The sequence below is a fragment of the Maridesulfovibrio bastinii DSM 16055 genome (assembly GCF_000429985.1).
GTDB lineage: Bacteria > Desulfobacterota > Desulfovibrionia > Desulfovibrionales > Desulfovibrionaceae > Maridesulfovibrio > Maridesulfovibrio bastinii.
This window is the reverse complement of sequence record NZ_AUCX01000007.1, coordinates 102335-113985: the sequence shown is the minus strand read 5'-3', so window position 1 is coordinate 113985 and position 11651 is coordinate 102335. Positions and strand designations below refer to the sequence as shown.

Annotated in this window: 16 protein-coding genes; 5 read left to right on the top strand and 11 right to left on the bottom strand. The window is 44.2% G+C overall.

What is annotated here, in order from left to right:
• Positions 1-37 precede the first annotated feature (37 nt).
• Positions 38-679 carry a class I SAM-dependent methyltransferase gene (locus G496_RS0102690; RefSeq protein WP_027177914.1) on the bottom strand — a complete coding sequence of 214 codons (642 nt, stop codon included), beginning with the start codon at positions 677-679 and terminating at the stop codon, positions 38-40.
• Positions 680-833: 154 nt separating this feature from the next.
• Here G496_RS0102690 and G496_RS0102685 point away from each other — a divergent pair, with 154 nt between their 5' ends.
• A complete protein-coding gene (locus G496_RS0102685; protein WP_027177913.1) occupies positions 834-1184 on the top strand; it encodes a TraR/DksA family transcriptional regulator in 351 nt (116 codons plus the stop codon).
• 26 nt (positions 1185-1210) lie between these two features.
• Here G496_RS0102685 and G496_RS0102680 read toward each other — a convergent pair whose 3' ends face one another.
• On the bottom strand, positions 1211-1657 hold the full coding sequence (locus tag G496_RS0102680; RefSeq protein WP_051294789.1) for a pyridoxamine 5'-phosphate oxidase family protein: 447 nt from the start codon (positions 1655-1657) through the stop codon (positions 1211-1213).
• Positions 1658-1699: 42 nt separating this feature from the next.
• Between G496_RS0102680 and G496_RS0102675 the strand changes: the two genes are divergently transcribed.
• On the top strand, positions 1700-2419 hold the full coding sequence (locus G496_RS0102675; RefSeq protein ID WP_245577851.1) for a TIGR04283 family arsenosugar biosynthesis glycosyltransferase: 720 nt from the start codon (positions 1700-1702) through the stop codon (positions 2417-2419).
• A gap of 2 nt (positions 2420-2421) precedes the next feature.
• Positions 2422-3084, top strand: a complete 663-nt coding sequence (locus tag G496_RS0102670) for a TIGR04282 family arsenosugar biosynthesis glycosyltransferase (protein ID WP_027177910.1) — start codon at positions 2422-2424, stop codon at positions 3082-3084.
• A gap of 1 nt (position 3085) precedes the next feature.
• Here the strand turns inward: G496_RS0102670 and G496_RS0102665 are convergent, their stop codons facing one another.
• The 7 genes from G496_RS0102665 to rpmH form a co-directional block, all read right to left on the bottom strand.
• Positions 3086-3340, bottom strand: coding sequence for a hypothetical protein (locus tag G496_RS0102665; RefSeq protein WP_027177909.1), 255 nt, complete (start codon positions 3338-3340; stop codon positions 3086-3088).
• Position 3341: 1 nt separating this feature from the next.
• Positions 3342-4727 (bottom strand): tRNA uridine-5-carboxymethylaminomethyl(34) synthesis GTPase MnmE, encoded by a 1386-nt coding sequence (mnmE, locus tag G496_RS0102660; RefSeq protein WP_027177908.1) that lies wholly within the window; start codon positions 4725-4727, stop codon positions 3342-3344.
• A 287-nt stretch (positions 4728-5014) separates the two neighbouring features.
• A complete protein-coding gene (locus G496_RS18640; RefSeq protein WP_027177907.1) occupies positions 5015-6607 on the bottom strand; it encodes a Jag family protein in 1593 nt (530 codons plus the stop codon).
• 51 nt (positions 6608-6658) lie between these two features.
• Positions 6659-8272, bottom strand: a complete 1614-nt coding sequence (gene yidC / locus G496_RS0102650; RefSeq protein WP_027177906.1) for a membrane protein insertase YidC — start codon at positions 8270-8272, stop codon at positions 6659-6661.
• Positions 8273-8283: 11 nt separating this feature from the next.
• The gene (yidD, locus tag G496_RS20825; protein WP_084407473.1) at positions 8284-8541 is read right to left on the bottom strand and encodes a membrane protein insertion efficiency factor YidD; all 258 of its coding nucleotides are present in this window, start codon (positions 8539-8541) and stop codon (positions 8284-8286) included.
• An 11-nt stretch (positions 8542-8552) separates the two neighbouring features.
• On the bottom strand, positions 8553-8930 hold the full coding sequence (gene rnpA, locus G496_RS0102645; RefSeq protein ID WP_245577854.1) for a ribonuclease P protein component: 378 nt from the start codon (positions 8928-8930) through the stop codon (positions 8553-8555).
• Positions 8921-9055, bottom strand: coding sequence for a 50S ribosomal protein L34 (rpmH, locus tag G496_RS0102640; RefSeq protein ID WP_027177904.1), 135 nt, complete (start codon positions 9053-9055; stop codon positions 8921-8923). Before rpmH ends, rnpA begins: the two co-directional genes overlap by 10 nt.
• Positions 9056-9298: 243 nt before the next feature.
• On the opposite strand from rpmH, the gene G496_RS0102635 reads away from it, so the two are divergent.
• Both G496_RS0102635 and G496_RS0102630 read left to right on the top strand, forming a co-directional pair.
• Positions 9299-9949, top strand: coding sequence for a lactate utilization protein (locus G496_RS0102635; protein WP_027177903.1), 651 nt, complete (start codon positions 9299-9301; stop codon positions 9947-9949).
• 59 nt (positions 9950-10008) lie between these two features.
• A complete protein-coding gene (locus G496_RS0102630; protein ID WP_027177902.1) occupies positions 10009-10752 on the top strand; it encodes a UPF0280 family protein in 744 nt (247 codons plus the stop codon).
• On the opposite strand, the gene G496_RS0102625 is transcribed toward G496_RS0102630, so the two are convergent.
• Both G496_RS0102625 and G496_RS0102620 read right to left on the bottom strand, forming a co-directional pair.
• Positions 10753-11244, bottom strand: coding sequence for a hypothetical protein (locus tag G496_RS0102625; RefSeq protein ID WP_027177901.1), 492 nt, complete (start codon positions 11242-11244; stop codon positions 10753-10755).
• Between the two features lie 30 nt (positions 11245-11274).
• On the bottom strand, positions 11275-11580 hold the full coding sequence (locus tag G496_RS0102620; protein WP_027177900.1) for an MTH1187 family thiamine-binding protein: 306 nt from the start codon (positions 11578-11580) through the stop codon (positions 11275-11277).
• Positions 11581-11651: the final 71 nt, after the last annotated feature.

Here is an 11651-nt window from a genome sequence, read left to right as displayed (position 1 = left end):
TACGCGCCCCTTATTCTATCAAGCTGTCAGCCTGTTTTCAGCCGAGTCTTCCAAGGTAATAAAATCCGTTAGATTTATTACCATTCATTGTCGTGTAGACTATATTTTCAAACACAACAGTCTTAAATCCGCTAAAAAGCGCATTGATTCTGTCAAGACTGTGATGTCTGGTCACGCCGCCATCATATAATTCGAAAATACCGTATCTGCCGTATTTTTCATGAAATTTTGCATATCGCTCAAGATTTCTGCTGTCTTCATTAAGCAGGAAATCGTTTACATAAAGAATTCCTTCATCCTTCAGAACCCTGCTTATCTCGGCGAGCAATCTTTCCTGATCCTCATCACGGGGAATACTGGTTAAAACAGCAGCCAACACCACAGCATCAAAAGAAGAATCGTTAAAAGGGATAGTCATTCCGTCAAATTCAACAATCTTGCAATCCCCGGACTCTTTCGAAGCCCTTTCCCTTAAAGAGCGCGAAGGTTCAATACCGGTAACATTTTCATAGCCGGCAGCAATAAGCTTTTTCATTATCCGCCCGTAACCGCAGCCGACATCCAGAACTTTTTTGTCCGTGGCAACATGTGATTTGAACTCTTCCAGCTGAAAGGGAGTTGAAAAATTTTTCTGCGATCCCTCTTTATCCCAATATTCCATATAGTTTGTACAGCTCATTGAATTCTGACCTCGTTTATAGCACCCAATAACGTTTTTATGGTTGTTTCATGATTGTATTGAACACGTAACCTGTTTGCGAACAACTATCCAGAGCTCCGCAGTATAAGGCTGAACAGTTCGAAAACCTCAGACCTCATAGCGGAGATAAAACATGAACAAACAGAACCGCAAAATGATTAAAGAGTATCTTGAGAACAGACTGGCCGAACTCATTGCTACAGCAGAATCAAGAGACACGGCTGTTGAGAACTGCGCTGATGATAATGAGTATGCCTCAAGGCTTACAGAACAGAAGCTGAATATTGTCCTTCGTGAACGCGAAGCAAAACTCATCTCTGAGATAGAGTCGACACTACAGCGTATTGACCATTATGAATTCGGCGAATGCGAAAACTGCGGTTCCGAAATAGGTATCGCAAGACTTAAGGCCAAACCCACAACGACTTTGTGTGTCGGCTGTCAGGCTCAGATGGAAGAACAGCAGCTCGACTGGGTTGGTTAAATACAGCTCTGCTCCTGGTTACTAAGCTATTCTTTTATCCTTGCAGAAATACGGGTTACAGGTATTTCAAATACGGCTGTTCCCTTAAGTGACGTCGGCTCAAATTCCCATGTGCCATTGCCATACTGATCCATGATAATTGAAAATGCCCTGATTTTTTCCTCATCATTTTCAATAAGGCGTGGTTCTCCGAATCCGACAACACTTTTAAACAGATAGCCCCATTTGCATGGATTTTCGCCTGTTCTGAGCGAACAGTCTGCAACAACACTGAAGCAGATTTCATTACCTGCCAGCAGTGCCTGATACTTCCGTCCTGATTTTCCGGAGTGGATGTAAAGACAGTTGTCCCGAAAACCATAATTCACGGGGACATTGTAAATGCCCTTTTCATCACAAACAGAAAGGGTCAGATAATCACCCTGAGCCATTACTTTTTCGATATCTTCTCTATCTGTTGTTAAACCCTTCATAGTCTTTATTACCTTTTATTTTTCTTTATATTTTAGGATTTCGTGTTTAGCCTGAAAAACATGAACCATTTGTCCTTATCTGTTATTATACCGGTACTTGGGGAGCAGAAGAATATCAACACCTGCATTTCTTCCCTGCGTGATATTTTCGGTGAGCAATGTGAAATAATTGTCGCTGATGGAAGCGCAGACGGTTCCACCATAGAATGTATTGAGGACCCCAAGGTTAAATCAATTATCTCCAAACCCGGCAGAGCCATACAGATGAATGCCGCGGCAGCTGTTGCCACTAAAAAAATCCTACTTTTCCTGCATGCTGATACTACTCTGCCAGCTAATGCCCCTGAAATAATTTTAGAGTCTTCAAAACTGCCCTGGTTTACCGCAGGAGCTTTCAATCTGGCTTTTGACAACCCGCATCCACTACTTCGCCTGACAGCGTTTGTGGGTAACATCAGAAGTAGAATTGAAAGAATTCCATACGGAGATCAGGCCCCGTTTGTTAAAGCTGATTATTTTCACAGCAGTGGTGGTTTTCCTGAAATTCCAATAATGGAAGACGTAGAATTTTTTTCCAGAATAAGAAAAAAACGGCTGCTCATAATAATAAGCCGGGAAAGTGTAAGAACATCATCAAGGCGCTACAGAAAAACAGGTATAATCAAATGTTTTTTACGCAACTGGTTATTGCGGCTGCTCTATCTGGTCGGAACACCACCGACAAGACTTGCGGGAATGTACAAGCCCAACAGGGATAACTAGCTGTGCAGAATATACTTTTTTTTCTAAAATACCCTAAAGCAGGAAAAGTTAAAACAAGACTGGGGAAGGATTTTGGATATAAGGAAGCAGCGGATATATACAGCTGCTTCATAGCTGATACTCTTTTTAAAATCTCAGTTTGTGAGGCAGCTATAACTGTCTGTGCTGATCCATATTCATCTGATATTGAAGGCTATAAAAAACTGCTTGGCGATGATCTTAAAATTATTTTTCAGCGTGGCGAAAATATCGGTAAAAAAATGTTCAATGCCTTTGCCGATATTTTCAACTCAGGATGCAGAGATGCTGTTCTGATAGGCAGTGATATTCCTACTCTTGATGCTGAAACAATAGAACTGGCCTTTGAAGCTCTAAGTGAAGGAATGCCTTGTCTTGGCCCTGCTGACGATGGAGGATATTATCTAATCGGACTGAAATCCTCGCAACTCGACCATCAAATTTTTTCAGATATAAAATGGAGTACAGAATCAGTTCTGGAATCAACTGTTTCTCAAATGGAGAAGCTGAAACTGAGTCCGGTCATACTGCCTGAAAAATCCGACATCGATGATATCGAAGACCTGAAAAAACTTATGGCAAAGCATAATTTTCACGAAATCTGCCCTAATACGGCAGCCTACTTGAAAAAAAAAGCTGACAGCTGAGCTAGTAGGAAACTATATCCAGCTCTACCTTCTTTTTATTTTTCACCCTTGTCAGGCGCAATGTGTCGTACTCAAGTGAAGTGATGAATTCCATTTTCCACTGACCACCAGTGCCGAAACCGCTAATTATAGTCTGCCTTATGCCGGATCTGATCTTAAAATCAATAACATCTCCGGAATAAGCTTTAAGGTTATCGACAATAGCGGGAACAAGGCCACAGGTGATATGTTTAAGATCTACTACTTTATTATCCATTTTATTTTCCAACACAAAATTTACTGAAAATTGAATCAAGAACCTGAGCAGGTGTAATCTCACCTGTTATTTCCGACAGCAGAGAACATGCTGTTTCAAGCCGCACACCAAGCAGGTCGTACGGTATAGTGAGCCGAATGTCATCAATAAGTAGAACAAGCTCATCGAAAGCCCTTTTCAAAGTCTCTGCCTGACGCATATTGGGCACAACTTCATCAGGATCAGGCTCTCTGCCTCCTGAAAGTATTTTTTCCCTTATGATACCGGATAAGGGTTCGATATTCTTTCCGGTTCTGGCTGATATTGAAATAGTTTCATAACCCAGCCGCTCAAGCTCCTTCTCAGGATCGTCAGCAGCCCTCTCAAGATCGCTTTTATTTATAACAGCAAGACATCTTGAGCTATCCGATGTCAGTTCCGGGTCCAACTCGTTTTCAGCAAGGCTGAGGGTCCCATCAATCATCAGCAGAACAAGGTCAGCCTGTCCTGCCAGTTCTCTGCCCATCTCAAGACCGGCCTGCTCAACAGCATCAGTTGTAACCCTTAATCCAGCGGTATCAACAATACGAACCTGTAAGCCGTCAAGATTAATGGTTTCTTCGATAAAATCTCTGGTAGTACCGGGAATATCAGTAACAATTGCCCTGTTGCGACCCAGAAGAGCATTAAGCAGACTCGATTTACCGGCATTGACTTTACCGCTGATAACAACAAGCCCACCCTCGCGCCAGGCCCGGGTTCTGTCAATTCCTGAAAGGAGTTCTTTTATTTCCGCACAGGCATTGGAAACCCCTGATTCAAGTTCTTCCAGAGGCAGGCATTCAAGCTCGTCTTCAGGAAAATCAACAGCAACACACAATTGCGCCCTGAGATATTCAAGACTTTCCCGAAGCTCTTTTATCCGCAGCCCGAGTGTACCGGAAAGCTTTACCTTGGCAAGTTGTGCAGCTCCGCGTGAAGGGGCATGAATCATTTCTGCAACAGCTTCTGCCTGAGTAAGATCCATACGGCCATTCAGGAAAGCCCTTAGGGTGAATTCACCGGCTTCAGCAAGACGTGCGCCTTTTTCAAGAACAGCTTCCAGCACTGCCCCCAGTATGGACCGTCCTCCGTGACAATTTATTTCAATAACATCTTCCCCGGTATACGATCCCGGTCCGGGCATATAGACAGCAAGGACTTCATCTATTTCAGACACATGGCTATCTGTTATGACTCCGTGGTGCATAACGTAAGGTCTGAATTTTTCGAATTTTTCATTGGAAGAAATAAAAAGCGATGTCCCAATTTCGAGTGCATCCGGACCGCTAATACGTATTATTCCTACTCCGCCTTCGCCTGCTGGAGTTGCTATGGCTGCGATAGTACCGGCTGAATTGATACCCATATTTTTTACCGAATTAAGCAGAACCTGCTCAATTTTATTTAATTAATTGATCTACACATGCCGGAGTCGGCATTATAAAATAATTTTCTGAATCACCCTTATTAACAGAAGACTGAACATCTGAATCTAGCATCATTCTTTATCGTAAGGAAGGAATTAACTATAATATCGGTCAAAGCTTAGCAACCCGCTTAAGCGACCGACACAGATAAGGAGACCATGAAAAACTAAAAAACCTCGCAGGATCTCATCCTGCGAGGTTTTTAAAGACATTTAAATAATAAACGCTAATAACGGCCGTTATATCTATCCATGCCTGAATCTGTATTCTCGTTAGATTCAGTTTTACGGTTATTGCGGCTGTTGAAGTCACGTTTTTCACCGTACTTATCATTACGGTTGTTGTAACGTTTCTGACCGCCCCTTGGATTATTCCTGCCGTTATCATTCTGGTTGTTGCGGTTATTATTATAGCGGCTTCCTGTATTGCGGTTATATCTGGAGCCGTTATTATACCCGGGTTCATTGGAGTAAAGCGAAGAAACAGAATTAGGATCATAACCTACATAACTGTTCCCACTATGGTATCCACCGGGAGCAAACTCATTATTGAAATTATCTTCGTCAACAGGCTGATTACTACGTGGAGCATTGCCATTGCGAGGAGCAGGGCTGTTTCGCGGAGCGGAACTGTTTCTAGGTGCGGAGCTGTTCCGTCTATTGTCATAACGATTGTTATCGTAACGACTGTTGCCCTGACGCGAACCATAATTACCGGAACCACTGCGGTCACGGTTATAACCACCACCGGACCTTCCGCCGCGGCCACGTTTTGGAAGAATAAGCACACGCTTCATAGGACCATCGCCCTTACTGCGTGTATTTACCTGCTTATCTTCCTGCAAAGCCATGTGTACAACTCTGCGATGATAGGAGCTTAGAGGTTTTGTACTCTGCACTCTACCGGTATTATTTGCTTTGTCAGCAAGATGCCATGCAAGTTGACGCAATTTCTCATCCTGACGTTCGCGATAATCTCCAGTATCAATCTGAACTCTGACAGAAGTCTGCATTTTCTTAGAAACCATGCGGTTGCAAAGATACTGCAATGCAGCAAGAGTCTGTCCTTCACGGCCAATGATAAGTCCTGAGTTCTCTTCGTCGTCAACAAGAACATTAACTCTGTCTTCGCCGACTTCAATTTCCAGCTTTGGCTTAGCCTGAATGATGGGTTCAATCATCATTTCAAGGGCTTCTTTTACCGCCGCGGCAATTTCCTCAGGGTCTCCTTCCATCACATTGCGTTTTTCAGGAGAATAACCATCCTGAGCGCCTGATTTCCGGGAATTATCATCCTCCGCAAACTCTTCATCATCCTGCTGTGCATCGAAATCTGCAGAGCTCTGACAGTCTTCATTTTCAGCACTGTCAAAATTGTTGGAGACATTTTTATCTTCTTCAACAGACTCAGTCTGTTCTGAAGGTTCTTCTGCAACTACCGGAGCGACAGGTTCAGGCTTAACCTGAATTTCGCTTTCCTCTTTAACGGCAGGAGCTGATTCTTCTTTTACTGCAGGAGCTTCGGCAGGAGCCTCAGGTGCACGTTCTTCACGTTCCTGAACTTTTTCACGCTCCGGAGTCCGGCGTGGAGCCCTCTCGTTTCTACGATTGGAATCTCCATCATTGCTCTGCTGCTTATCTACATAGCGGGGGCGGGCTTTAACACGGGCATTTTTCTTGCCTACAAGGCCAAAAACACCTGTTGAGCCACCACTCACTATTTCAATTTCCAATTTATCGCGATTCAGGTTGAAGTGTTTACAGGCGTTTGTAATTGCCTCATCCAGATTCTTACCTTGGAACTCCTTGAATTCGCTCATTCTCTCTCCTAATTCTGTTCTAAACTCCGTAACAGTTCCTGCTGTTCCGTTTTATGCCTTTGTCCTGTGTATCATCCACTGCTGTGCGATAGACAGAATGTTGTTCACCATCCAGTATACAACCAGCCCGGCAGGGAAGTTGAGGAAAAGGAAAGTGAATATCAACGGCATGAACATCATGATCTTCTGCTGGGTCGGATCTCCCGCTGAGGGGGTCATCTTCTGCTGCAGGAACATGGTAGCACCCATGACAATCGGAGTAATGTAAAGCGGGTCTTTGGCCGAAAGGTCGGCGAGCCAAACGATATCAGTAAAAGGAAGGTAGTGAATAAAATCGGCATGTCTGAGCGCAACTGTCCCTAAAAGCGCCTTGTAGAGGCCGAAGAAGACCGGGATCTGAAGCAACATCGGGACACAACCACCGGCAGGGTTTACATTATAGGTCTTGTAAAGCTGCATCATCTCCTTATTAAGCTGTTCCTTATCGTCGGCATACTTTTCGCGGAGCTTTGCCATCATAGGCTGAAGTTTTTTCATCTGCTCCATAGATTTATAGCTCTTGTGGGACAGAGGCCAGAACAGCAACTTAATAACAATAGTAAGAAGAATGATTGCCACACCATAGTTGTGGACATACTGGTGGAACCAGTCAAGAGCGATAGCAAGAGGTTTGGCTATTATATCGAACCAACCGAAATTCACAGCCTTAACAAGATCCCCCGGAACCTTGCTCATGAATTTGGTATCCATTGGTCCGAAATAATAAGAGCAGCCAAGCTCACGCTGAACGCCTTTATTCAGCTCAACATTTTTTTCTGCCGCGACTCTGAAGATGTTGTCCTGCAGCCTTCCCTTTACAGTAACATCTTTGCTTCTTGGCAGCAGTGCGAGGATAAAGTAATTGGAATCAATAGCAGTCCAGGAGATATCTCCGGAAGCCATGACACCCTCTTCTTTAAGATCGTCTCTGCTGTTTTTTTCCGAGAGTCCGTCGGCATCGTAATAAGAGATACGGGTCGGGTTGTAACGGTCACCTTCAGCACTGAGACTTTTAGTCGCGGTGGTGAAAGCAAGACGTCCTTCCGCACTGGGATTCTGGGCATTCAAAACGCGCACATCCTCGTCGATCAGATAATTATCGGCGTGAAAGGTGAGCCTGCGCTGAATTCTGAAACCTTCAACATCACCAGTAAAAACAATTGTTCCGGCGTTATTACCTGAAAGATTAAGGTTGGAACCTTTATAACCCCAGACGCCTTCCTTCCATGTGGCTATACCATTTAGTATAAGTCCCATGGGAGCTTTATTAAGAGCATTCTTGCCGACCATATCCACATTGGGAGAATCGGCTTCAATTGTTTCCTTGAAATTTTTAAGTACGAAACTTTCAAGCAGGCCGCCTTGAGAATTCATAACGGCGGTGTAAAGAGGAGTGTCTACTGTAATTTTGGTGCCTTTTGCAGAAACTATAGCTGCAGTCGACATCGGTTCGGAAAAGACGCTTTCGCCTGAGGCGACAGGTTTTTCCTGGCTTGCTTTCTGTTCCTGCTTGACAGGTTCCTGTTTTTGCACAGGAGCCTGAGGTTTCTGCGGAAAAAGAAACTGCCACCCGAGCAGAACGACAAAGGAAAGGGCAACAGCCAGAATAACACGCTTGTTTTCCATTTTTAAAAGACTCACTTGGCCACTGATTTCAGGCCTGAACTTCGTGGTGATTTGTTAATTGGAGGTACCGGATCATATCCCCCTTTGCACAACGGCTGGCACCGCATAAGACGCCATAGGGTAAGACCCGCACCTTTAAATATACCGTGGAGTGATATTGCCTCAATGGCATACTGCGAGCACGTCGGTTGAAACCGGCAACACCCCGGAAAGAGCGGAGATATAAATTTTTGGTAAAATCTGATCGGAGCAAGGAACAGAATTTTCATTCCCTGAATACTCACTGCTGCGTCGCCGATTCTAAATCTCTGTTAATTCGTTCCACAACCGGCAACAATTCTTTTTCTGCCAGACCAAAGCTAATTTTTCTGCCATCAAGAGACCTTTTGGGCACAAAGACGATATCAAGTCGGGTCTGGAATTTCTGCTGATTAATTCTAAAAAATTCCCGCATTACCCTCTTAATGCGGTTACGCACTACAGCCGGTCCTTTCTTCCTGCTCACGGTAAGGCCCAGACGCATCCCGTCCGGACCATCTCCGCGCGACTTAACGAACAATATAAAATTCTTCGTATAATACTTTCGACCATGCTCATAGCAACGCTCAAACTCGAAACTGCTGAGGAGCCTATGGCTCTTGGACCAGTTTAAGCGGATAATCTTTTACGTCCTTTAGCACGGCGTCTGCGAAGTACAGCGCGACCGTTTTTGGTACGTGAACGAACAAGAAAGCCGAAAGTTCTTTTTCTTCTGGTTTTACTTGGCTGGTAAGTTCTTTTCATTTTCTATTTCTCCCGAAGATTATTTTCTCAAAATGATCGACTGGATTCAGCCGATTCTGAGGAACGCGAACATATATCCTCTACACAGGGGATCGTCAAGAAATGTTTTGGTCACATTTCCGCCCCTTTCAATCCTGTAAATGATGCGATATGTCTACTGCACAACACAATCTAAATAACCCGCTCAGGCAATACTGTCAAAGTGTAATGATATTGTCCTGACAAATTTGAAAGGAGTCGACAATGGACCCCATTAAAAAATTCTGGGAAGCCAAACTTGATATTATGGCTGACAAACTGGCAGAAAACGGATTCACACCCCATATAGCCGACTGTGGACTTGATGTTTCAGATATTGTTCTTAACAAAATTATCAAAGAACTCAAACCCGGTACAATCGGCTTCGGTGGTTCCAAATCCGTTGTTGAAACCGGTGTATATTCAGGGGTAAAAAATCTTAAAGGTGTCAAAGTGTTTGATACCTACAGCAATACTCAGCCTCCTGAAGAAAGCCTTGAGCTGCGCAGGCAGTCACTGCTCAGTGATCTTTATATCACCGGCACCAACGCCATGACTGAAGACGGCTGCCTCGTAAACCTTGACGGTCTCGGAAACAGAGTTGCGGCGATGATCTTCGGCCCCAGAAACGTAATCGTGATCATAGGGCGCAATAAAATCTGTACCGACATTGATCAGGCCATGGGCCGCATCAAAGAATATGCTGCTCCGGTGAACGCCATGCGCCTGAAAAGAAAAACACCCTGCGCTAAAACAGGTTACTGTGCTGATTGCAAATCACCTGACAGAATCTGCAATGCATGGTCCGTCATTGAAAAAAGTGCTCCCAAAGGCCGTATTCACGCAATTCTCGTCAATGAAGATCTCGGCTTCTAAGTCGTTTAAACATCAAATTATCGATAAGGGCCGGTAAATCCGGCCCTGTTTAATAAAGAATGAAAAAACATTACAGCGACCATAATCGGGCCTACAGAAAAACTGTCAAACCGGCAAAGAGCGAAACTTCTTTTCAGGTTGTTGTTGCCCAGACAGACCTTTTCATAGTTGCGGATAAAGATTTCAGTTCCGAAGCTCTACAAGCCGTGCACGAAGCGAGAGCCCTTTTACAATCCTACATACTGCTCCATCCTGAATTTGCCGAAAGTCTCGTACCTGTTGAAGTTGAAAAAGATGCTTCGGAAATAATCCGCCGCATGGCAGACTCCTCGGCCCTTTGCAACGTCGGCCCCATGGCTGCGGTTGCCGGAGCAGTAGCACAGTTTACAGCTGAAAAACTGGCAAAACAGAGCAAGGAAGTTCTGGTTGAAAATGGAGGAGATACCTATCTCATTTCAAGCAGCCCCCGCACGGTTGGACTGCTGTCAGACCCCGAATCAGGAACAAAAGTAGGACTTAAACTTGAAGCTGAAGATTTTCCGGTTTCAATATGCTCTTCATCAGGAAAAATAGGCCACTCACTGAGCCTTGGTTGCGGTGATCTAGTCACTGTCCGGGCCAAAGATGCCAGATTTGCAGATGCCGCGGCAACAGCTCTCGCAAATCTTCTTAAATCACCACAAGATGTACCCCTTGTCATAGAAAAGGCCAGACAACTTTCGGAGTCCGGCCTTGATGGTATTTTTGTACAATTTGATTCAAAAATAGGGGCATGGGGAAAAATAGAGCTGGTCAGCCTGTAATCAATGGGTAACCGCCCTTTCAATAGCCATAAACGGCTCTGAATTATCCTTATCGTTTTTCTGCAGAACCATCCGATATCCAAACGAAACAAAAAGCGGTCCTGAATCGAGCCTGTCAGGCTTAAGCTCAAAATCAAAAGGAATTGAAAGATTTTCATCCAGACTGCACGGTGAAAATACCTGCAGCCCTTTGGCCAGAACATTTCCGTCAGCATCACTCAGGTATCCTTGAATCCAGAGTTCTCCGACCCATTCGGCCCACACCGGGACAGCACCTTTTTTAATATGAGCCTTTCCCCGCAGACCAAAACTATCCTTTCGAGGGACTATTTCATAATCAAAATTCATGAATTCCATGGATACATTTTCCATTGAATTCAATTTCCATGCTCTGCGCTCAAGGTGAGAAACATCAAGTGCTGCACATCCTCCAAGAGCTGAAAACAGCAAAAGCATACATAGAAAAAGGACTGTTCCTTTTATAATTTTCATCTGAACTCCGATTTACGCTCTGTCTGAAATCTATGAAGCCGAATTTATTTTTTTCTCCACTGAGGCAACCTTGCCGTGAATACGGTCCTCAGCTCCTTTTCGACAATCCATTTTCATGACTATATAAACCCTGTCGCAATCAGACTCAAGCTCACGGTAACACTTACCGGCAAGTTCCATAACTTCGTCCCACTCACCTTCCACGCAGGTCCCCATAGGCCCGAACTGATAGGAAAGGCCACTTTCTTTAATCAGTTTTACAACCCTTGAAACATACGCGCTGAGACCTCCGGTTTTGCCGGTGGGAAATACAGTTAATTCTGCAAGCACACTCATTTTATAATCTCCTGAACTGATATTTATAAAAAATAATTCTGCTGACAAGAAGAATACTCATTGTTCAGCAA